Genomic DNA, 21,419 nt, shown 5'->3' with positions numbered 1-21,419 from the left:
AGCCGACAGCTCAATGGACATCATCAATCAAACGAACCGCACCATGCTCTTCGAAGAGATCAATCCGGAAAAGCTTGATCTCGTCACGATCGTCGGGGACGTCAGAGGCATCGACAGCTTAAGCGACGATACGATCAAGGAGATTAACCAGCATCTGCTCGTTCGCAGCTTCGACGAGTTTTTGGACAAGTTTTCGCCGACCGTGTACTCGTTCTTCAATGCAGCCAACCAGAAGGTCATGTACACGCTCAAGAAGCCGGAAGGGATTTCCGAGGACAGCATTTCGGAGATCAAGATCGACCAAAGCAACGATTTTCTGAAAATGCTGTTTACGCTGATCGATACGAAGCGCAGCCAAGGCATTCCTAACGTGGACTTCAAGTTCGAGAACCTGCTCGACATGATCTCCCCGAAAAAAGTAATGGACGACATCCGCCAGGTGCGCAAGGAAATCCATTATTTGTACACTCAATACGACAAGCTGGACGACGGCGATCCGAAAAAGCTGGACCTCGGGGACAAGCTCAACATCATGTTCGAGGACGCCAGCAAAAACTATAATAACGTCATGGCCATGCTTCCGCTGGCGATCGAAGACATCAAGACCCGTCTTCTGCTCGGAGGGGCGCAGGAAGAAAACGAATCCGAAGCGATCCAGATCGGGATGCTGATGATCGGCGATTCCGGCGAACTGAAAATTATCGAATCGCCGAAATCGGACACGATGCAGCTCATGATCGCGGACGACAACAGCACGAGCGGCCTGATCGGCGTATTCGAGGACGATTACGAGTCCGTGTCGGATACACCATCCGCTTATGTCAAAGACCTGGTCGTACGGACGTTCTGCCCGCTGCCTGCGGTACAGAGCGAGATCGATACCGAGAAGGAAGTGCAGAACTACAACACGTATCTGGAGTTCTACAAGAACGCCAAGGACGAGTTCGTGAAGACCGTCAAGCCTTTGGTGGAAAAATTATTGGGCATCAAAATGTTTTTTGACCAATACTCCACCAAAAACAAAGGGATGCAGCCTTCGATGCTGATCACGAACTCCAAGCTGGACATGATCGTGAAAAGCAGCAACATTCCGAGGCTGGAAACGTACCTGAACACGGTCAACGCGAAGAACGATTTCACCGATACGATCTGGTTCGGTATCGTCCCTTCGGTGCAGCTCGATTCTTCCGGCGCTTCGAAGGTGAGCCGGGAGCGGTTCCGAGGCAACGAAAAGGTGGCCAAGCAGGACGGCAACACGATGGAATCGCTCACGATGCTGCTGCAGGTGATCAAGGACTTCAAAGTGCAGGTGTTCTTCAACTTCGAGACCGGCGAGGAGACGACGTTCAACAGCATGGCGACCGCCGGCATCGACAAGTACATCGACAAGTGCGGCGTGCTGGTCCGCAAGGAATATAGCGAATTCGCGGTGCCGTGCGTGCCGAACTTCACGATTATTCCGAAGGACAAGTCCGGGGTCGTCATCGACAGCAAAATGCTGCAAACCGAGGACGGCGGCGTCAAGCTGTCGCAGGAGAAGGAAGACATTCTGAAGCTCTGGATCGAGGGCGTCTACGTCGGCGCAGCCTATGTGGCGACGGGGATCGTGGCGGCTTACCAGTGCCCGGAATATTTGCGCGAATCGTTCAAGACGGTAAGCCGGGAGTTCCCGGGCGTGCGCTTCGATATCGAGGCCGGGGAGAACGGTCTGCGTGCCATCACGACGATGGCGAAGGAAATTTCCGGCTTCACGAACAACATCAAGGATTCGATCAACCGGAAAAACTTCGGCTTCGTGTTCTCTTCCGAGAACGCGCAGCTGCAGGGCAAAGACATCAAGCGCATTACCGTCTACAAGGCGCGAAGCCTTGCGTCGACCGACGACGGCTTCGATTCGATCTACAAGACGCTGGTCAGCACGTACATCGAACGCATCCTGCGCTTCCAGACCGGCGACTTCAAACACGACAACATCGTTAAATTTTTCAGCAACAATCCGAGCAGCCAAAAGAGCAAATGGCTCGGTACGCGGGGGTACGTCAACTCGATCATCCAGGACGGGGACGACATGAGCTACATTATCGACGATAAGAGCAACATGTGTCATATCGATCTGGTCTTCAACGGCAACGTGAAGAACCTTGAGGTGATGATCACGAAAGGGACCACCCCGGTTAAAGCGTAACGATGCTGAACAAACTTATGCGGTTGTTAAAGGAGAGCTTTCGCAAGCTCCCCTTTCAACATAAATCCCGGCAGCGCGAGACGCTGTCGGGGACCATACTTACCTTTAGGGAGGATTTATCAATGGGCTTCAGACTGAAAGTAGAAGGCGCAGAAACAATCGAATTGGGCATGGACAACATTCAATCGGTGGTTTACGACACGGATACGCCGAACGACTCCAACGCGAGATCGACCGACGTAGGCGCGTTCCTGAAAATCTCCGGCAAAATCATCACTGCGACGGACGGCGACAGCGCCGACGACACGATGAAGCTTGCTTTGTGGTCGCTCGTACCGGCTGAGAAGTCCGACTGCTACCGCAAAGTGACGCTGGAAGTGATCGCTGCCAGCCAAGTGGTGCGCAAAATTTACTTCCCGAACGCGTTCGTCGTGGACTACCAAGAGCGCTTCGGCGACACGGAAGGCGTAGGCACGTTCACGCTCTTCATCAAGCAAAAGAAAGACAAAACGGAATTCGCCACAATCGAAGGCGGATATACCGTATAATCGGCTTGACCGGTTATTGCAAGCACTAGGAGTTAAGGGGTCTTTCCGCCCCTTAACTTTCTCCATTTCCGGCGGTAAGGATGAATCCGATGAACAATTACTACGAGATTCTGGAGGTTGAACGCAGCGTCTCCTCCGAAGAAATCAAGAAGGCCTACAAGCGGCTCGCCAAGCTGCATCATCCCGACGCCAACGGCGGCAGCAAGCAGGCGGAGCTGAAGTTCAAGCAAGTGACCGAAGCGTATCAGACCTTGTCCGACGCGTCGGCAAGGCAAGCCTACGACGAACGTCTGGACCGCAAGCAGGAAAGCAAGGCCGGTTCGTCATCCGGCGCGGGCGCCAAGACGAAGGAGCGGCGCGCCGAGAGCGGCCAGCCCCAGTTTGATCTGAAAGATATGGAAAAGCAATTCGAGCGTTTTTTCGGCTATCATCCCAAAGGCGGGGAAGCCGGGATCAAGAACAAGAGCGAGACGAAAAATCCGGTCGATACGACGGCCATGTTCGAGAAGTATTTTGGCATCCGAAAAAAATAAGCACATCCTGTTCCAACGGGGGAACCAATGTTGAGCGAAAAAAAATCCGTATGGGTAACCGTAGTCAACGTGCTGATCGCGCTGGTCGCGGCTTTTACCCTGGTTTATACGTATATATGGAACACCAACGTCGCCCTGAGGCTGTTCGTCGCTGTCTTTTTCATCATCGGCTTGGCGGGGATGGCTTGGCGTAAGTACGGGCGTGCGGCTGTGTCGGCGCCCGCAGTCAAGAAGGAAGCGGCGATTACGAAGCTGGCGCTGCTCGGCGACGACGGCGAACGGATCAAGGAATGGTACATTCACGGGGAGACGTCGCTCCTGATCGGGAAAAGCTCTTCCGATCTCGAGGTGCAGATCGATTTGTCGGGCACCGAGTATGCCGCCTTGGTCAGCAAGCAGCACGCGGTGCTGAATTACGTTTCCGGCAACTGGTATATCGAAGACCTCGAATCCAGCAACGGCGTCGGCATCAAGAAACGCGGCGAAAGCGGCAAGCGGCTGCTGAACGGCGATGCGCCCGAGCAAGTGCATTCGGGCGATACGCTTTACATTGCCAATACGAGGCTGTTGGTCAAGTAGGGCATTTCGGGTTTGAGCGTTGAGAAGAAGCAGACGGGGGAATCGATATCCATGAGTTTGACAAGATGCGCCAACGGACACATGTTCAGTACGAGAAAGCACGGCACCATATGCCCCTATTGCAGCATGGTCGTGGAGCCGGCTTCCAAAGCCGAGGGAAAGAAAGCGGCAAGAGTCCAGGAGGACGAAAAGACGATGCCTTATCTGGGGGAGTCCGAAGGCATCGAGCCGGTGACCGGGTGGCTCGTCTGCATCGAAGGGCCGCAGCAAGGACAAGATTACCGGATCATGGCGGAGAAAAATTTCATCGGCCGGGCCGAGGATATGCACATCCGGATCATTGGGGACAATACCATCTCCCGCCGGAATCACGCGGTCGTCGTGTACGACCCGAAGAAACGGAACTTTTTCCTGCTGCCGGGCGATGCGTCGGGGCTCGCTTACCATAACAACGAAGCGGTCTACACGCCGGTCGAATTAACCGCGTATGACGTCGTGCAGCTCGGACACAGCAAGTTTCTGTTCATTCCGTTATGCGGAGTGCATTTCGAGTGGGACCAAGATCAATCGGATAAGGAATGATGAGCATGCCGGAACAACACGAATGGTTGCCTTATGTCATCGTTTGGACCTGCGTCTGCGTCCTTGTGGTTTTGTTCCGCATCCGGAGAGGTCTGCTTCATCAGGACAGCGCTGTTCCGAAGATCGAGATCGGCAACGGACAGACGATCGGGGCGCGCGAGGAGCAGGACGATTATTTCTCCACCTTCGTCAGCCCGCACGGGACGATCGCCGTTCTGGCCGACGGCATCAGCGGACTGTCGGGAGGCAGGGCGGCGAGTACGGCTGCCGTGACGACGTTCGTCAAGCAGTTTCTCAAGCTGGAGCATATTCGGGAGCTTCCCGAGTTTTTTGCGAATGCGGCGGTAGCGAGCAATGCGGAAATCATGCACACCCTGAAAGGGGCGCAGGGCGGAACGACACTGGTCGCCGTTGTGGTGGAAGGCGGCAATCTTCACTGGGGAGCGGTGGGGGACAGTCTCATCAAAATTTTCCGGAACGGGGACTTCATTGACGTCAATCAGAAGCACATTCTGGAATCGGTGCTCGAGGAACGCTTCGTATCCGGGGAAATTACGAGGGACGAGGCGCTGGACAGTCCGAAGAAGAACCAGTTGGTCAATTATTTGGGCTATGAAGGCTTCAAAAATATCGAGATCGGCACGGAGCCCGTCCGGCTGAAAAAGAGGGACAAAGTCATGCTGTGCAGCGACGGCGTGTACAATACGCTCACGGAAGTGGAGCTGGAGGACATTTTGTCCAAGCCGATTTCCGCCTACGAAGCCGCCCAGGAAATCATCGAAGCGGTCGAGCGGAAGCAGCTCGCGCACCAAGACAATGCGACGGTCGTGATTTTGGAAAAAGGCTGGTAGAACCCGATGCGTAAGGAAAACAGCGATTTCAAAACGAGCTTTCTATCCGAGGCGGGAACGTTTATCCGCAACAAGGATTATTTTGCGTTTACGGAGCAGGACGGTAAAGCTTGCTATGTGATTGCCCGGGGGCTCGATTCCGATACGGAGAAAGAAAGCGCCGAGCTGGCGGTCAAGAGCGTGCTTGGCAGCTTTCTCGACCGCCCGACGCTATCCCGGCGCAAGCTGAAACGGTATTTGTGGGAAGCGCACGAATTGCTGCAGATCGAAAGCCGCCGGGTCCGGCGTAAGGTCAGTCTGACACTGGTCGCTACGGACTATACCCGGATGGTATGGGCGGTGGCCGGGAACACCCGGCTGTATCAATTTCGCAATGGAAGACTGCATACGAACAGCAAGGATCAGAGCTTGGCGCGGTCGATGGCCGATGCGGGAGAGCTGTCGGAGGATCGGCTGGACAAGCACGAGGAACGGCACAATCTGCTGTGGTATTTGGGGAAGCCGGGCGCTTTCGAGCCGTTCGTTTCCAAGAAGACGCTGCTGTCCGAAGGCGACGTCCTGCTGCTCTGTACGCCGGGGGTATGGGAAAACGTAGACGGCGCGGAGATGCTGGATGCGCTGGAAGAGGTCAAGGAGCCGGCGGAGCTTGTCGATACGCTGGAGGATGTGCTGCTCAGCCGGCAGAACAAGCAAGTGCCGAATTACACGGCTGCGGCCGTTTATGTCAACAAAGTGTTCAAGGAAGACCCGAAGAAGAAATGGAAAATTATTAAAAGGATCGCACTGGTGCTGATTCCTCTCCTGCTGCTGGGAGGAGGCGCCTATTATTATACATACAAGACCGCCAAGGCCAAAGTGGAGGCGGCGGCGGCCATCTTCGAGCGTGAAAAAAGCGGCGACGAGGCGGTGCAGGAGAAGGATTATCCGAACGCGGTCAAGGAATACAGCGAAGCACGCAATGCGGCGATCAAAGTGAACGACATCGTCCATATGCGGCTCATCGGCAAAAAGCAAAAGACAGCGCAGCTCATCGTGGACGGCGACGGCTCCTTCAAAGACGGGAATTATGCCAAGGCGCTGGAGAGCTACGAGAAGGCGCAGAAGGAAGCCAAGCAGCAAAGCCTGTACGATGAGAAGGATCTGGAGGCCAAAATCGCCAAAGCCCGCACCTACCAGCAAATTACGGAGCTGATGAAGCAGGGGGATCAGAAGCTGCAAGCGCAGGATTACGAAGGCGCGAAGGAAACTTTCGCGAAAGCGAAAAAGGAAGCGCAGCAGGCCGATTTTGCAAGCGGGGCAAAGGAGCTGGCGGCGAAGCTGGAAGCGGCGGATGAGAAGATCGCCGGTGTGTTTAAAGAAAAGAAGCAACTGGACGCCGACAAGCTGGAGAAGAAGGGCGATCAGAGCTATACGGCACAGGCTTACGAGCAGGCCGTGACCTCTTACGCGATGGCGCAGGAGATTTATCAGGAAATCAACATGCTGGAGAAGGTGCTCGGCGTCGAGCGAAAAATAACGAAGGCGCAGGAAAAGCTGAATCCGCCTCCGCCCCCGCCCCAGACGGCCGGTGCCGACGGAGCTGCGGGAGGCGGCGGACGCGCTCCGGCAGCTCAAGGCGCGGGCGAAGCGGGCGCGGCAAGCCAAGGGGCTGCCGGCCAAGGCGGGGCCAAAGCGGCGGCAAGCGGCGGTCAGGCCGAGAAGACCGAGGGAGGAGGCAAGTGAGTTCCCATGAAAGACATCTTGCTGGACAGGCTGAGCCGAATGGAGGATCTCGAACAGCGCAAGCTCTTGAAGCAGATTGTGACGAGCGTCTTTTTGAACCTGGTGGAGTATCAGGAGGACTTGAACCGCAAGCTGGAGGAGCGCGTGTTTAACGAGGTGGAGGACCAGGAGGACCGGGACGACATCTATGTGACCTTGTGTGCCCGGGAAGAGATCGATCCGATTCACGAGTTTCTGTACCCGATGCTTGCCGCCGACACCGAGCCGAAAACGTGCGACCTGCGGAGCGTGACGGAGCAAATGCAGCGGGGGGAAGAGGCGCTGCTGATGACGCTGTTTTTGCAGTGCGATTACTCCAAGCTGAAGGAGCTGCTTCGCGGCAAGCGCACGTTCCGGGGAGAAATCGTGACTACCGGAGGCACCCGGGCCATTCAGGTGCGCCTGCGGCAAAACCTCACGTATATCCGCGAGCTGGAAAAACTCTATTTTATTTTCCAAAAAAACAACGTGCCGTGGAAGACGGTGAATCATCCGTACGCGGGCAAGTTTTTCGACGTGCTGTGGACCGGCGGGGAGCAGCCGACAAGTGCGGAGGAGGAGCTGCTTGAAGTCCGGATATTCCTTGAGGAATTCGAAGCGTACAAGAAGCTGGACATGGTGCCGATGTGGAACATTGAGCGCTTGGAGCTCAAAAACGTAGGCTTCCCGGTGCCGGCTGCCGACCGGATTAATTTCGAGCATGTGCTGTCCTTGCGCAAAACGGGGACGCAGCACGGCTATTTGGTCGACGGGGACGAGGAGCTGATCCGGTATATTAAGCGGATGCCGGAGGAGCTGACCATCGTGTCACCGCAGGACAAATCCGGGAACTGGAACGTGCTGAAAATTACGCAGCCGACGCCGACGAAGCTGGGCCGGTTGGCTTACGAGCTCGTTTCGAACAAGCGGAAAAGCAGCTTCACCGGCCGCTTCTCCCGCAAGCACCCGGTCGTCGTCCGGGCGAAGGGCGAGATTGCGCGGATCGCGGGCTCCTTCGAAGCTTCGGACGACCTTGAGCTGGTGCAGGTCGAGATTAGGGACGAGGCGGATGGGAAGGAAGTCACCTACGGGATGAACCCGTTCATCAGCGACAACGTGAGGGTGGAGAACGACAAAAAACGGATGCGGCTCCGTTTTAGAGCCCGCCGGAGCGGGAGCTTTATTTTGCAGGATTTGATGAGCTTCGTCGTTTCGGAAATCCAAATGTATTTTCCAGAATACGTCTGCGAAGGGGAATGGGCTTGAATTACGTATGGGATCTGGTCATTCGGGCTGCGGACGAGGGCACGCCGAAGGACGACCTTTATTTTGCCCCCGCCAAAGTGTACTCGCCTTATATGGAGCTGAGCACGGAAACGCTGAATGCCCGCACGGTCGAAGAGCGTACGGTCGAAGTGAATCCGTATTACCGGTTTTACGATATTTTCCGCGATTTGTTCGATATTAATAATCAAGAGGATACGGAATTCCGGCGCACGCTGTTCGATCTTGCGATGCATTTTTTGACCGATATCGACCTCATGCAGGGCATGAACAAGCGGGAATTTTATATCCGGTTCGTGCTCCGGGATATGGAAGCGGGGCTGTTCGGCGACGGCGTCCGGGACCGGCTGAAGCTGCTGAACCGGGAGGAGCAGGAAGTTGTGGCCTGCAATTTGCTGCGGCTGTACGAGACGGGGGAAGCGGTGTATCTGCTGAAGGATACGATGCGGAAATTGTTCAAGCATTCGACGATTTACGCGAACTGCGAGGAAAAGGACGAACTGTTGTTCTATGTGGGACAGCGGGAGAATGAGATCACACGGGCGAAGCTGGAACTGATCAAGGACCTGTTTCTGCCCGTGCGTTTTCATACGGAGACGTATTGGGATAATCATTTCGGCATAGTGGACGTTGAAGATACGATGCGCGTGGATCATATCGCTATATATTAATTTTAAAGTTCGGTGAATACGAGCGGAGTGAGCGGAATCGTTCTGGAGAAGCGTTAGCGTTCGCCTTTGTCCCCGGATTCTCCCCGCTAAATGGGTTATTGAATCCAAGAATCGGGGGACAAGAGCGATCGGAAGAATGATCCGCTTGCGCAGCGAACAGGTATTCACCGGACTTGGTCCTACGGAAGGAGCGGAGACATGAGAACGTATAAGCTAAGCTCGCCGAAGAACGGCGGCACGGAAGAGACGAGCAAGGTCAAGTACACGCGGGACGAGCTGTCGGAGATGACGACGCTGCAATTGCGGAGCATCTGCCATAAGGAAAAGCTGGTCGAAGGGCTCTCGGGCCCGCTCGACCGCGAGGCGCTCATCCGCACGATTCTGAAATACCGCAGCGCGGAGCAAAGCCTGCTCATCCAAAGCTACGACGAGCATGGATGGGAGCGCGTGGAGGCGGCGATCGCCCGGTATTTGAACACGCCGCTGCCGGATGACGGCAGCATTCAAATTCCGGCCAAGGTGACGCTGTACGACGGACTAAAGGTAGATATACTGGACCAATACCGGGTCAAAGCTCCGGGCGCCGTCACCGAATCGAACGTGCTGCTCGTCAACGATCATATGGAGCTGTGCGGCATTATGAATCTGGTCAAGGACGGGCCGGACCCGGGCATGTACTGCCTGACGGCTTCCAAGGAAATGTCATTTCGCCGTACCTCGAACAAAAACTACAGCTTCCTGCTGTTCCGCAAGCAGGATTCGGAATATGTATACCAGACCTACGCTCGCAGCAAGCCGCTGCCGCCTACGAATCTGCACTACTGGCGGATTCCGATTCCGGAGCTGGAAATCCGGGACCTGGAAGAAACCGATGCGGTGCTGGCCGTCGATTTTGGTACGTCCAATACAACGGCGGGCGCTTATCTGGACAGCAGCTACATTTCGAACCCTTCCCGGCATGATCTGTTGAACGGAACGCTTCGGCTGAACTGCATCAATCTGGTGAAATTCCCGGTGGCCAGCGGCAAACGGGAGGAATGGATCGAGCTGCTGCCGACGATTGTCGCCGTAGCAGACTGCTCGGACACGCAGCAGGTAAACTATTATTTTGGCCACGAAGCTATGAAATTTATGAAGAAGAACGGGTATACCGGACATGCTACCGTCTTTCACGGCATCAAGCGCTGGGTCAACCGGTATAAGCTTCCCGAGGAAATTGTGGACGGGCAAGGAAATACGGCGGTCGTCCGCAGAAACGACATTCTGCGCGCGTATCTGCTTCACGTGATCGAAACGGCGGAGCATCAATTCAAGTGCCGCTTCCGCAAGCTGCACATTTCCAGCCCCGTGAAGCTGAGGACGCAGTTCGCCGAAATGTTCGCAGAGCTGCTGCCGGATTACCGTATCGAATCGGAGGATGCGCTCGACGAAGGGATGGCCGTGCTGTTCAATACGATCGCCGATCAGATCGAGAAAAATACGTTTATGGACGGCGAAACGTACAATGCGCTCGTCATCGACTGCGGCGGAGGAACGACGGATTTGTCTTCGTGCCGGTTTCGGATCGAGGACGGTCACATCTCCTACAAGCTGGATATTCATACGGCCTACGAGAATGGCGACACCAACTTCGGCGGCAACAACATTACTTACCGGATTTTGCAGTTCATGAAAATCGTCTTTGCCGATTATTACACCAAGGGCGGCAGCGTGCCGGATATCGACAGCCTGATCGGCATTCCCGGCCCCGATTTGTTCCGGCATGTAGACGAATTCGGCGTCGAATCGGTCTACGAGCGGTTCGAAGCGCGCTACCGGGAAGCGGAGCGCATCATTCCGACACGGTTCAAGGATTACGAAAACCGGACGCGGGAAGAATACCTGCGGGTAAAAAGTAATTATTACTTTTTGTGGGAAATCGCCGACAGCATGAAGAAAGAGTTTTTCCGCAAGACGGGCATTCTGCGCAACCGGTTCGATTCGCAGATCGGGGACCGGCAGGAGCAGGATTTGAAAATTACGGCGGTGGACCGCTGGTGCCTGTCCGCCTACGAGAGCGGCCGCATGAAGGATATCTACGAGTTCCCCCGCGTCGTGTTCAATATTAATGAGATCAACCTGTTGATCAAAGCGGATATTTACGACATCGTGCGCAAGTTTCTGGAAGATTTCTACCAGGATGGGCGGCTGCAGGAATATTCGATCATCAAGCTGACCGGCCAATCGTGCCGCATCGACAGCTTCCGCGAAGCGCTGAAGGAATTCGTTCCGGGCCGCAGCATCGAATTCCGGCAAAAAACTGAGGAAAGCGATAGTGTTCCGGAGTTGAAGCTGGCTTGCCTGCGGGGCGCGATCCGTTATCTCAGCGCGAGGAAGGCGGGCACGATCGAGGCATATATTACGAATCACGCGCCGGTCGTCCCTTATACCGTCAGCGCCTTCACCCACAGCCGGCAGGAAAAGCTCTTGATCAGCAGCCAGGAAAGGCTGAATCAGGTGCAGGGGTCCATTTCCCGACCGTTCGAGGTTAAGGAGGTGGAGTTCTTCTTGAAGGGAAGCGACGGCGCGGTGCGACACAAGTATTCGTATGCCAACGAGCCGGGCAGCTTCGAGCCGATCCGCTACGAGGACATCGCCGGACGGTACGGGGCCAAGATTCCGCAGGACGACACGGATTCCATCCAGAACGGCGAGGTCAAGTTTTTCGTGTTCGCGGAGGACAATGAGTGGGGCTTCCATGTGGTGCCGGTTGCGCGGGAGGACGAGCAGCTGTACTTGGGAAGCAAGCGGTTTTTTGCATTTGAAAACGATCTGTCGGAGCTTGATTTCTTTGACGGCTGGAAATAGGAGGTAGCGCATGTTCTCCAATATATATCCGAATTTTCATAAAGGCCGGATTCTGAAGCGGGAGATGCTGGAAAGCCTGAGGGATTATCCGAGGCAGCTTGCGGACCTGTATTTTCAGTCGTACTCGGACGGGATCGTAGCGGGAGTCGATGTAAGAGTGGAAGCGGAACAGTTTGTGGTCGGCTGCGGGATCGTCAAGCACGGCGGCCGGCTGTATACGCTGGTGGAGGAGCAGCAGGTGCCTTACGCTGCGACGGGCAAGGAGACGGTGCTCAAAGTCCGCTTTCACGCAATGGAGGAGCAAAGCGATTATACGGTGTACGGCGCAGAGCTCGTCTTGGACGAGGCGACTGCCGACGACAGCGAGCTGGAGCTTGGCCGGTTCAAGCTGAAGGAGGGCGCGAAGCTGCGGTCGGAGTACCAGAGCTTCGCGGACTTCGCGACCGAGTTCAATACGTGGAACGTGATCCACGCGGCTTATGCGGGCGTCGGGCAGCGCGGCGTTCACCCTGCGTTGCTGCGGTATTTTGCCGGCCAGCTGCTCAGCCGGGGCAGCACGAACCCGTACGACATCGCTTTTGCGATGCAGTGCATGAGCCAGGAAGCCGTCGACCGCGAGCTGATCCTGCATTATATCGGGACCCGGCTCGGCATGGGCTATAAGGCGTACGACAACGGGCAGATTCACAAGTATTTGGGACGCATATTGGACGACGTCCAAGGCGGAAACCGCCGGGGGCCGGAAATAAGGCCCGGCGGTCCGCGGCGGATGATTGTCGATTAATTGAGCGAGGGACGGTGAGCGGAATGGAATTTATGGATGAGAAAATTCAGGCGCTGCTGAACGAAGCGGAGCAAGCGAAGCAGCCGAACGATATTCTCACGGGACCGGTGAGGGTAGGAAACAGGTACTATACGTTCGAGGAGCAAGCGTTTTTCGACGGCAAGCTGACGATGTATATCCCGCAGGATTTTACGGATATGCCGGAGCAGGTGCGGAAAGTGAAATACCCGTACGAAGCACGGCCGCCGATCATCAAATCCGACGAGACCGGCAGTATCGCGTTCACCTTAAACCGGATCGACCACGACCTGCAGGAAGAGTGGGTCGAGGAATTGACCGGCGGCATGAAAGCCAGCATCCGGCGGACGAACCCGACCTATCTGTTCTTTTCGGACGGCACGGAAGAGACGAACGGGAAGAAGATCGGGTATTTCGAATTTAAGAGCCCCGCTTTGGACGGATTTATGTATCAGCTTTTCTTTTTCTTCGTCTTCCACGGTAAAACCGGGATGGGGACGTTCAGCTGCCGTTATGCCGATTACGCCCAGTGGAGGGACATCGCGTTCCAAGTCATCCGCACCGTTCACGTGTTACCGCCGGATGACGGAGAGGAGCAAGCATGAGCCAAAATCAGCTCGTTTATACAAGTGCCAACGTTGTGGTCGCCCCGTATCAATTCGAGCGGCTGCTCGAATTGACGCTGAATAAGCAATTGAATGAGCATGTCAAGCTGTCCCTAAGCGGTATTGTACCGGAAGAGAAGCTCGATCAATACGTCGACGAGGCCGACGATCAGGAGCAGTTGGAAGTGTATGTGCAAGACGGCGATCACAAAATCGTCCTGTTTCAAGGCATCGTCACCCAAATGTCCGTGCAGGCGAACCGTAATGTCCGCACATTAACGATTGAGGCGACGAGCACTACCCTCTTCATGGATCTTCAGAAAAAGAGCCGGTCTTTTCAAAACGTCGGCTTGGCTTACCGCGACCTGTTCGCGCAATTGACCGGGACCTATGCAAATGGTGATGTCATTGATGCGGCTTCGGGTGGCAAGACCATTGGGGGACTTATCGTACAATACCAGGAAACCGACTGGCAGTTTGCCAAGCGGCTCGCATCCCATGTTCATGCTCCGCTTACGCCGATCGGTATGCACAAAGGTCCACACTATTATGTCGGGCTTCCCGATTTGGGCGAGCCGGTGAAGCTGGACGAATACAATTACACTATTCGCAGGGACCTGAAGGAAACCAAGCAGCATGCCGCGAACGGCTTGCCGGGAGTTGGCGACGAGAGCAGCATCCGCTATAAAGTGACAAGCCGCAGGCTGATCGAGCTTGGGAGCCCCGTTGCGTTTCGGCAGCGGACGCTCTACGTGACGCGAGCGGAAACGAAGCTCGAAGGCGATACGCTCGTCAGTCATTACGAGCTGCGGGACAAGCAAGGCGCAAGCTGCCCCACCACCTATGCGCATGCCTTGTCGGGCGCTTCGCTGTTTGGCAAGGTGCGGGGCGTGTCCAAGGACAAAGTGAAGGTGGGGCTGCATATCGACAGGGGACACGATGCCGGGGCGATGTGGTTTCCGTACTCGACCGTCTATTCTTCCCCGGACGGAAGCGGCTGGTATTGCATGCCGGAAGCCGGCGACGAAGTGCGTCTCTATTTTCCTGACGAACGGGAAAGTAACGCCTTTGTCGCAAGCTCGGTCGACGTGGCCTCCTCCGACCCGGCGAAACGAAGCGACCCGTCAATCAAAAGCATCAGCACCAAATACGGCAAGCAAGTGGTGTTCAAACCGGGCGCCATTGAAATTATCGGCAACGGCAATCTGCTGATGCGCCTGACGGATAGCGGCGGCATCGAGATCAACAGCGACAAAAAAATCGTGCTGACTGCCAAGGACGACATCGAAATTACAGGAGAAGCGCGCATCCTGCTGCAAGGCGAAGCCGGGATCGAATTGAAGCAAGCGGATGCAAACCTGAACATTGCCGATCACGTTACCTTAAGCGGCGGGAAGGTCAATATCAAATGAACCGGGTGATGACGAAAGACGAAGCGCTGCAAGACTTGCTGGAACAGCATGTGTTCGACCGGTGGCAGTTCGATCTTCCGGAGATCGACGAGCGGTATCGGCAGGAGAAGGAGCTTATTGAACAAGGTTTTCTGGCTGCCTTTGAAGCGGTATGCAGGCAAGCGGCCAAGCTGCAGGAAGAGGGGAACAAAGGAGATATTCATTACGTGTATATATCTTTTATGCGGACGAGTATCATGGCGGATACAGCCGAGTACCGGATTGACGCCTACGACGAAAACTGGTTTCTCGATCCGGAAGAATGCGCGTCTTACTGGTCCGCGGATTTTATTTTCGCGCCGCTGTTCCGTCGGATGGGGGAGCTTGGGGAGACGCGAAAAGCGTATGCGAGAAAGATCACTTCGATGGACATCGAGAAGATCAAGCTGATTGAAGCCTACAAGTATCACCTCTTGGCTGTGGGATGGATACAAGGTTTCGTACCGTCGCTTATCGAAAGCGATGCTTACCGTCAGATGGGCAAGTCGGCGAAGCTGCAATTGTTCGTCGGCGAGTACATGGACCAAAGCGAACTGCTGTATGAAGCGTCCGGCGGGGCGGTGCAGTAACATGGACTATTTCTGGTTGAAGCAAGATGATCGTTATACGGACGTGCCGGTGCTAGAGCAGGTACGAAGCAAAGTCGATACGAGAGACATTCGGTGGCGGAGCGCGCACAAGATTCCGGACCCTATTGTTTTCTACGTGAAGGCAGGGCCAGAGAGCGAGTTTCTCGATGTGATGGATCGGCAGCTTTATCTGGTTTCCGAGAAACTCAAACAAGTCCTCGCTATGTATGAGCCCGATGCGTGGTTTAAATATACACCGCTGCTCGATCTGAAAGGGCGGCAGCAGAAACACTATTTCCTTCCGATCTTCCCAGAGGACATGGTGCTCAGTCTGAGCAGCGAATGGTCCCCCGACAGAAGCATCGTCAAAAAGCCGATTTTATGGGAAGAGAAGCTGAAGGGCAAAAAGATAGTACGCGTCCAAGAGAGCGATTCCCCCCTTGTGGCGGTTCGTCTTGACGTGGCGGAGAGCATCTTGCGCCGGGATTTTGCAGGTGTGCGGCTGGAGAAAGCAAATGTGGAATAAATGCGGTAGTAGATAGTGAAAAAGCTGTGAAATAGACAGGAGCAGTGGAGACAGGGGGGATTCATGTTGGATATGCAGGAAGGAGCTACGACTCCGCCGAGGTACGTGGTCAGAGGGGCGCGCATGCAATGCACCTGCGGCAGCAACCCGCGGCGGATCAACCTGCCGAGGAGCCATGGGTCGTTCGTAAACGGCAAGCCCATTATGAATGAAACGGATGGCAAGCCGCATGAGAATATTCCGCATTTTGGAGCCTGCCAAGGGGAACGTAATCCAAGCGGGGAGACGGTGTATTTTATTGCCGAGATCGGTGAAACGATCACGGGTAAACCGTGTATGCCCGAATTTTTGGACAAATGGGTTAACACAAAAGGGGAAACAAAAGTGGATAGCCAACCAGCGCTGACGACCGATTCTTTGCTCGTCTGCAACTGGGGCGGCGTCATTTACTTCAGAAGCGACGGGCAGCACGATGAGTAATCTAAGCGGAGGCTGACGATCATGAAAGGTTTCGATCAAATCCGGGTTCAATCGCCGTACCGGCTGCAACACATCGAGGATGTACAGCTTGTGTGGAAGCCCAGCGAGCATGCGCGCCTTCTTGTGCGAGGGCATGTCGAGGACAGAGACCATATAAAAGCTGTCTTGGACGCTTCGTCGCACGATGAAATTCATGTGTACGAGAAAAACGGGGAAAGCGAGACTGCGATTTTTAAAGGTTTGGTCACCGACGTGTGCATCACGAATACGAACGAGGTATACACGATCCAAATCGAGGGAACATCGGGCAGCCATCTGATGGACCTGAAGCGTAATCGCCGTTCTTTTCAGAATACGGGGATGACGTATACCACTCTCGTGGAAGACATCATCAAGGCGTATCCGGGCCACGACGTCATCCATCATACGGGCGAAAAGACGAGCATCGGGGAGCCGGTGTTCCAATACGACGAGACGGATTGGGAGCTGTTGAAGCGGCTCGCCAGCCATTTTCATACCGTTCTCGTCTGTGATATATTGGAAGCAAGACCGAGGTTTATCTTTGGGATGCCCGAAGGAAGAAACTATGAACTGCCCAACGACCTTCCGTACATAGCCCGTCGGGACTTTGAAGCATTTCAAAGGGCGGGCGGCTACGAAGCGGGTTTGCATCCGACCGATTTCTACAGTTGCGAGATTGAAAGCGGCACGCGGTATGCCATCGGCGACGAAGTGATGTTCCGCAATAAACGGCTTGTGGTCAGTGAGGTATTAGCCCGGATGGACCGGGGACAGTTTGTCTATACGTACCGGCTTTCCCGGCGGGAGGGCGTGCGTCAGGAGAGGCTGTTAAACCCGAAGCTGACCGGGCTTTCATTGGAAGGCGAAGTGTTGGCCGTCAAGGGCGAACAAGTTCAGCTTCGTCTGGACATCGACAAGGAACAAGCCCCGTCTGCATCGCATTGGTTTCCTTTTGCGCCGCCAACGGTCAACGCCATGTACGGTATGCCGAAGGTCGGCACGCATGCGACCTTGTACTTGCCCGACGCCACGGGAGAGCGGGCGCTTGCGGTCGGCTGTGTGCGCAAGAACGGGGACAGCTGCGCCAAGACGGGCGACCCGAACATCCGCTATTTCGGCACGGAGCACGGAAGCGAGCTGGAACTGTCTCCGACGGCGATCAATATCGTCAGTGGCAGCAAGGAACCGCTCAAGCTGAGCTTCGACGATGCGACGGGCGTCACGATGACGAGCCATAAGAAGCTGGTGTTGAATGCGAAGGACGATATTACGCTGTTTACGCCGAAGTGCATTCGCATTCATGCCCAAAGCCAGGTGCTTGTCAAGAAGCTCACCGCCCAAAGCGGTTTCTCGATCGAGAACGAGTATCACCTGCTCGGGGAGCATGTAGCGGTGCTTGGACGAGACCGGACCGAGTATGCGCCGTTTGCGGATGAGCCAAAGAAGGGTGAACCCCCGCCCCCGCCGAAGTTCGATTGGGATAAATTGTGGACCAATGTTGCGGCTGGATTAGCGGTGGTAGCGGTGGTAACAATTGTTGCGGTTGCCACGGTGGCTACAATGGGAGCCGCTGGTGTCATAATCGGAGCCGTTGCTATGACCGCAGCCATATCCGGTACGGCAGCAGTAGCCGGAAAAGCAATCTCGGACATCAGCCGAGGTCAAGTAAGTGATACGAGGGCTTATACGTGGGAAGCTTTTCGGGATACGACTGTCGGGGCGGTATCCGGCGCCATCTTTGGTCCATTTGGGGCATTTGCTTCCCTAGGCAGGCGAATGACGTATCAGGGGATGGTCGGCGCTGCAGAAAGCATCATGAAACAAGCGATGGACGGGGAAAAATTTAGCTGGAGAAAAATGTTTGAAGAAGCGAGTGTAAGCTTTGTAACAGCAGGGCTCCTTGATCCAGTGGTGCTTAAGGCGGCAGGCGGGGCTATCCAAATGAGAATTGGCTTTATGAACAAATGGATCTCGGACAGCGTAAAGGACATTCCCCAAAACTTCAGCAAATATATAACTGGCCGTAGTGAAAACGGCAGCACGTTAGCCAGGATTTATGTGGAAATAGAACAAAAAGGGTTGGCCGGTATCGCGAAGGAGTTTGAGGGAGCGTTAAAGAAAGATCTGAGACACATTGGCAGTAATGTAAGAGAACAACTTGAGAAGCTTGGAAATAGTTTGATCCTCCCTCCAAAGCACCAATATGCGAATATGCCGCGTATGGGAAATGAAGGATTGTCCAATAGTTTCAGGAATGCAGACAATGCATTGAAGGAAACTTTGGAAGGCTTGAAGAATAAGCTTGATAATGTTATGAAGAGTAGTTCAGGTGGTTCTGGTGGTGGTCATCCACCTTCTAAGGGGACGGGTAAAGGTGGGTCTGGCAGTAACAAACCCGACGATATCTCAAAAGAAATTAAAAAGTTAGATGAAGAACTAGAAAGATTGAAAAAAGAAGGAAACGACAAAGAAGTCAAAAGATTAACAAAAGAAAGAAATAAATTGGCCAACAAGTTGGATAAGAAAAATGATATTAGTAATCATTATGACTTGGGGGCTGCAAAGGAGTATGAAAGAAAAATCGATAACTTTAAAAATTTTAGCCATGACAAAGGTGACTTTGGGGAAGAAGTAGCGAAAATAGTAGCAAAAAATAATGACTTAGGTGATGACATATCAGCAATATTCCAAGCCGGTAGAAACGGCATAGATGCGACATTTTTATCGAAGGGTCCGCCGCCAAAGTTAACAATGATTGAATCGAAAGCATCCGATTCTGCTAGTTTTACTTATTCCGGAAAACAAAAATTGGGTGGGAAGGAATATTTGCAACAAATGCTTACTAGCAAGGATTCGAGATATGCCGGTTTTAGGGAAAAATTGGAAGATTTAATAGAGGAGAACCCTGGCTTAGAATTAAATTTTATTAGAGTAGAAACAGATATAAAGATAACTAAAATTGGATTTGGTGTTGACGAATTAAAGGTAAAAGACTGGAATAAAGAAATAGAATAATTAATTTTCAGGAGGGGTATAATGATAAATGAAAAAAAATTAAAGATGGCGTATAAAAGATATAGCAAAAATTTTGTTGATGGGATTAAATTTGAAGATGTCAGTGAAAAATATAACATTAGCAGAAGTAAGATTGAGAGTATAGTTGAGTCGAATGATACAGGGAAAGATCATGTATTACTAGTAAATCTCAACAAAATTTTCGCTTATTACTTATCACAGTGGAAAGATGATGTGCTGATTCATGGTAGAAATAACATAAATGGATTTAAAAAAATGCAAATGGTAATATTTTATCAGTGCATGGGGCAAAATCTTTATAAAATCCGGTATCCTAAGATGATTTTGGGATATTCGTTTAGGGAAGTCATCATAACCTTAATTCATTTCACGATGTTTGGATGGGAGAAAGAAGAAAATATTTTATTTGATTTTATTGTTGAACATTTCGGTGGACACTTAATGGAAGCAAATGATGTGAATAAGCATATCTGGTTTTTACTAGAGCTATATTTGCAATATAGAAATAAAATCATTGTGGGAACAAATCAAAAATTGCATCTTGTTGTAAAAGAAACGTTTAAGGAAGCAGGACTGCAATGCGGCTTAATACCCGAAGATCTTGATATTTATAATGAAGTATTGGCACGATGGTCAACTCCTAATAGCGAAGAAATTGAGGCTTTGATTGGAAAAATGTCATTGTTCCATTGTACATTGGCCTCAGAAATAGGTCAATCGATTGAATTTGGTGACTTTGGATATGCATTCTATCCATATGAAATTTTGTTCCTTATTTATGTAAGAAATAAACTGGGTTTGCCGGTTCCCAACCAATTTGACGATCTACTGATGAGCACACCCGAAGCGAAAATGGAGATAAGAGACCCTGAACCATATCCACAATGGGACCCTTTGCTGAGCCTCATCGATAACTTCTACCGCAAGAACTATCCCGAATATATTCCCAATAAACATGGGGAATTGTTTCAATAAATATTAACGGAGGATATCAAAATGTCTGGTAGAGATATCGTACAGCTTATATTTGAGGATAGGAAAGATGTAGAAGCTATTTTAGGGAATCCAGAGGCGTTCGATATACACGAGTGCATATTAAAATATGGACTGTCTACAAAAAAAATTCTGTATCTCGATTACAAAGGCGAGCAGTATCAGGAGATAGTGAACTATATTCTAGATTATGAATTTATTCATAATCTAGAATTAGCTTCACAAGATGAACTGGAGGAATTAGGAGATTTTCAATATGACTATTTACCTGAAAAGATCAGGGAAACTAACAAGATAATATCTCAAAAGGGATATGGCCTATTTTCATATCCAACCTCTGGTGACTTTTATGCACTATTTATTGCTAAGTTAGAGAATAAAACCAAATTACTGCAAGTAAATCTGTTGCATGATGAAAGAATCCCTTCAAAAGAAAGATATATACAATATTACGATTAAGATGTTAGAATACTGTTCATTCATAGAGTTTTGTATTTCGTACCCATATAGGCAACGAGTATGCGAAAATAAGAAATATGGCTCTTCGGCGCTAGCGATGCTTCGAGCGTAAATAAGCCATATGAATTTCCAGAAACTCTTTGAAGTCGGACAAGGGAATTGGTTCAGAAGAGAGCGATACGTGGCTCCGTACTGTTGCCAATTCTTTTCTTATTTTAAGGCAAAGTTCAATTTGCCCGCCAGGATGTATAGCGTGGCGATGATGTTCCTCTAAAGCCCCGAAATTACCTTTGAGTCTTTTCTCTTAATCCATTACAATGTGAAATAACCTGAAGTGGAGGGATGAAAAGATGAAGCGGAAAAGTTACAGCATGGAATTTAAACAGCAGCTCATCCAGGAAGCGCTTGAAGCTGGAAATGCCAGTCAGGTCGCAAGAAGACATGGAATTGACGGTAAGATGCTATCCCGATGGATTCGTCAATCTCAGCAAGTAGGTTGGAAAAAGGCCGCTCCTGAAGCGAAGAAGGCAGCGTCCTATGCGCCATCACCCAAAGAATTTCAAGAGTTGGAACATGAGAACGACAAACTGAAGAAATTGCTTGGCGAAAAAGATCTGGAAATATCGATTCTGCGTGACCTCGTAAAAAAGATAAACC

General features: G+C 52.4%; 20 protein-coding genes. All 20 read left to right on the top strand.

Annotation, left to right across the window (positions count from 1 at the left end):
* Window positions 1-13: 13 nt before the first annotated feature.
* Complete coding sequence (locus NLX71_RS14155; RefSeq protein ID WP_254364325.1) at window positions 14-2,185, top strand: zinc-binding metallopeptidase family protein; 2,172 nt, start codon at window positions 14-16, stop codon at window positions 2,183-2,185.
* A 122-nt stretch (window positions 2,186-2,307) separates the two neighbouring features.
* On the top strand, window positions 2,308-2,733 hold the full coding sequence (locus tag NLX71_RS14150) for a membrane-associated protease 1 (RefSeq protein ID WP_254364324.1): 426 nt from the start codon (window positions 2,308-2,310) through the stop codon (window positions 2,731-2,733).
* Window positions 2,734-2,822: 89 nt separating this feature from the next.
* Window positions 2,823-3,266, top strand: a complete 444-nt coding sequence (locus NLX71_RS14145; protein ID WP_254364323.1) for a DnaJ domain-containing protein — start codon at window positions 2,823-2,825, stop codon at window positions 3,264-3,266.
* Window positions 3,267-3,293: 27 nt separating this feature from the next.
* Window positions 3,294-3,845 carry an FHA domain-containing protein gene (locus NLX71_RS14140; protein ID WP_254364322.1) on the top strand — a complete coding sequence of 184 codons (552 nt, stop codon included), beginning with the start codon at window positions 3,294-3,296 and terminating at the stop codon, window positions 3,843-3,845.
* Window positions 3,846-3,896: 51 nt separating this feature from the next.
* Window positions 3,897-4,427, top strand: coding sequence for an FHA domain-containing protein (locus NLX71_RS14135; protein WP_254364321.1), 531 nt, complete (start codon window positions 3,897-3,899; stop codon window positions 4,425-4,427).
* The gene (locus NLX71_RS14130) at window positions 4,427-5,278 is read left to right on the top strand and encodes a PP2C family protein-serine/threonine phosphatase (RefSeq protein ID WP_254364320.1); all 852 of its coding nucleotides are present in this window, start codon (window positions 4,427-4,429) and stop codon (window positions 5,276-5,278) included. Before NLX71_RS14135 ends, NLX71_RS14130 begins: the two co-directional genes overlap by 1 nt.
* Before the next feature lie 6 nt (window positions 5,279-5,284).
* A complete protein-coding gene (locus NLX71_RS14125) occupies window positions 5,285-7,000 on the top strand; it encodes a serine/threonine protein phosphatase (RefSeq protein WP_254364319.1) in 1,716 nt (571 codons plus the stop codon).
* Between the two features lie 6 nt (window positions 7,001-7,006).
* Window positions 7,007-8,284 (top strand): normocyte-binding protein, encoded by a 1,278-nt coding sequence (locus NLX71_RS14120; protein ID WP_254364318.1) that lies wholly within the window; start codon window positions 7,007-7,009, stop codon window positions 8,282-8,284.
* A complete protein-coding gene (locus tag NLX71_RS14115) occupies window positions 8,275-8,973 on the top strand; it encodes an iron-dependent peroxidase (protein ID WP_254364317.1) in 699 nt (232 codons plus the stop codon). Before NLX71_RS14120 ends, NLX71_RS14115 begins: the two co-directional genes overlap by 10 nt.
* Before the next feature lie 198 nt (window positions 8,974-9,171).
* Complete coding sequence (locus NLX71_RS14110) at window positions 9,172-11,820, top strand: acetate and sugar kinases/Hsc70/actin family protein (protein WP_254364316.1); 2,649 nt, start codon at window positions 9,172-9,174, stop codon at window positions 11,818-11,820.
* Between the two features lie 10 nt (window positions 11,821-11,830).
* A complete protein-coding gene (locus NLX71_RS14105) occupies window positions 11,831-12,604 on the top strand; it encodes a DNA and RNA helicase (RefSeq protein WP_254364315.1) in 774 nt (257 codons plus the stop codon).
* A gap of 23 nt (window positions 12,605-12,627) precedes the next feature.
* Complete coding sequence (locus NLX71_RS14100; RefSeq protein ID WP_254364314.1) at window positions 12,628-13,227, top strand: hypothetical protein; 600 nt, start codon at window positions 12,628-12,630, stop codon at window positions 13,225-13,227.
* Window positions 13,224-14,639: a contractile injection system protein, VgrG/Pvc8 family gene (locus NLX71_RS14095; protein WP_254364313.1), complete on the top strand. Its 1,416-nt coding sequence runs from the start codon at window positions 13,224-13,226 to the stop codon at window positions 14,637-14,639. The genes NLX71_RS14100 and NLX71_RS14095 overlap by 4 nt, the downstream gene beginning before the upstream one ends.
* The gene (locus NLX71_RS14090; protein ID WP_254364312.1) at window positions 14,636-15,247 is read left to right on the top strand and encodes a hypothetical protein; all 612 of its coding nucleotides are present in this window, start codon (window positions 14,636-14,638) and stop codon (window positions 15,245-15,247) included. Before NLX71_RS14095 ends, NLX71_RS14090 begins: the two co-directional genes overlap by 4 nt.
* Window position 15,248: 1 nt before the next feature.
* Window positions 15,249-15,773, top strand: coding sequence for a hypothetical protein (locus NLX71_RS14085; RefSeq protein ID WP_254364311.1), 525 nt, complete (start codon window positions 15,249-15,251; stop codon window positions 15,771-15,773).
* A 63-nt stretch (window positions 15,774-15,836) separates the two neighbouring features.
* Window positions 15,837-16,253 (top strand): DUF4280 domain-containing protein, encoded by a 417-nt coding sequence (locus NLX71_RS14080; RefSeq protein WP_254364310.1) that lies wholly within the window; start codon window positions 15,837-15,839, stop codon window positions 16,251-16,253.
* 21 nt (window positions 16,254-16,274) lie between these two features.
* A complete protein-coding gene (locus NLX71_RS14075) occupies window positions 16,275-19,289 on the top strand; it encodes a phage late control D family protein (protein WP_254364309.1) in 3,015 nt (1,004 codons plus the stop codon).
* Window positions 19,290-19,310: 21 nt separating this feature from the next.
* The gene (locus NLX71_RS14070) at window positions 19,311-20,285 is read left to right on the top strand and encodes a hypothetical protein (protein ID WP_254364308.1); all 975 of its coding nucleotides are present in this window, start codon (window positions 19,311-19,313) and stop codon (window positions 20,283-20,285) included.
* A 21-nt stretch (window positions 20,286-20,306) separates the two neighbouring features.
* Window positions 20,307-20,762 carry a DUF6630 family protein gene (locus NLX71_RS14065; RefSeq protein WP_254364307.1) on the top strand — a complete coding sequence of 152 codons (456 nt, stop codon included), beginning with the start codon at window positions 20,307-20,309 and terminating at the stop codon, window positions 20,760-20,762.
* A 350-nt stretch (window positions 20,763-21,112) separates the two neighbouring features.
* Window positions 21,113-21,419 (top strand): transposase (locus NLX71_RS14060; RefSeq protein ID WP_254364306.1); only part of this gene is annotated, 307 nt, incomplete at its 3' end.

Source organism: Paenibacillus sp. MZ04-78.2, assembly GCF_024213375.1.
GTDB lineage: Bacteria > Bacillota > Bacilli > Paenibacillales > NBRC-103111 > Paenibacillus_G.
The sequence above is the reverse complement of the archived record's forward strand: the minus strand, read 5'-3'. Positions and strand labels throughout refer to the sequence as shown.

Coding starts and splice junctions, on each gene's coding strand:
- NLX71_RS14155 (WP_254364325.1), top strand. CDS start 14: ATGGACATCATCAATCAAACGAACCGCACCATGCTCTTCGAAGAGATC.
- NLX71_RS14150 (WP_254364324.1), top strand. CDS start 2,308: ATGGGCTTCAGACTGAAAGTAGAAGGCGCAGAAACAATCGAATTGGGC.
- NLX71_RS14145 (WP_254364323.1), top strand. CDS start 2,823: ATGAACAATTACTACGAGATTCTGGAGGTTGAACGCAGCGTCTCCTCC.
- NLX71_RS14140 (WP_254364322.1), top strand. CDS start 3,294: ATGTTGAGCGAAAAAAAATCCGTATGGGTAACCGTAGTCAACGTGCTG.
- NLX71_RS14135 (WP_254364321.1), top strand. CDS start 3,897: ATGAGTTTGACAAGATGCGCCAACGGACACATGTTCAGTACGAGAAAG.
- NLX71_RS14130 (WP_254364320.1), top strand. CDS start 4,427: ATGAGCATGCCGGAACAACACGAATGGTTGCCTTATGTCATCGTTTGG.
- NLX71_RS14125 (WP_254364319.1), top strand. CDS start 5,285: ATGCGTAAGGAAAACAGCGATTTCAAAACGAGCTTTCTATCCGAGGCG.
- NLX71_RS14120 (WP_254364318.1), top strand. CDS start 7,007: ATGAAAGACATCTTGCTGGACAGGCTGAGCCGAATGGAGGATCTCGAA.
- NLX71_RS14115 (WP_254364317.1), top strand. CDS start 8,275: ATGGGCTTGAATTACGTATGGGATCTGGTCATTCGGGCTGCGGACGAG.
- NLX71_RS14110 (WP_254364316.1), top strand. CDS start 9,172: ATGAGAACGTATAAGCTAAGCTCGCCGAAGAACGGCGGCACGGAAGAG.
- NLX71_RS14105 (WP_254364315.1), top strand. CDS start 11,831: ATGTTCTCCAATATATATCCGAATTTTCATAAAGGCCGGATTCTGAAG.
- NLX71_RS14100 (WP_254364314.1), top strand. CDS start 12,628: ATGGAATTTATGGATGAGAAAATTCAGGCGCTGCTGAACGAAGCGGAG.
- NLX71_RS14095 (WP_254364313.1), top strand. CDS start 13,224: ATGAGCCAAAATCAGCTCGTTTATACAAGTGCCAACGTTGTGGTCGCC.
- NLX71_RS14090 (WP_254364312.1), top strand. CDS start 14,636: ATGAACCGGGTGATGACGAAAGACGAAGCGCTGCAAGACTTGCTGGAA.
- NLX71_RS14085 (WP_254364311.1), top strand. CDS start 15,249: ATGGACTATTTCTGGTTGAAGCAAGATGATCGTTATACGGACGTGCCG.
- NLX71_RS14080 (WP_254364310.1), top strand. CDS start 15,837: ATGTTGGATATGCAGGAAGGAGCTACGACTCCGCCGAGGTACGTGGTC.
- NLX71_RS14075 (WP_254364309.1), top strand. CDS start 16,275: ATGAAAGGTTTCGATCAAATCCGGGTTCAATCGCCGTACCGGCTGCAA.
- NLX71_RS14070 (WP_254364308.1), top strand. CDS start 19,311: ATGATAAATGAAAAAAAATTAAAGATGGCGTATAAAAGATATAGCAAA.
- NLX71_RS14065 (WP_254364307.1), top strand. CDS start 20,307: ATGTCTGGTAGAGATATCGTACAGCTTATATTTGAGGATAGGAAAGAT.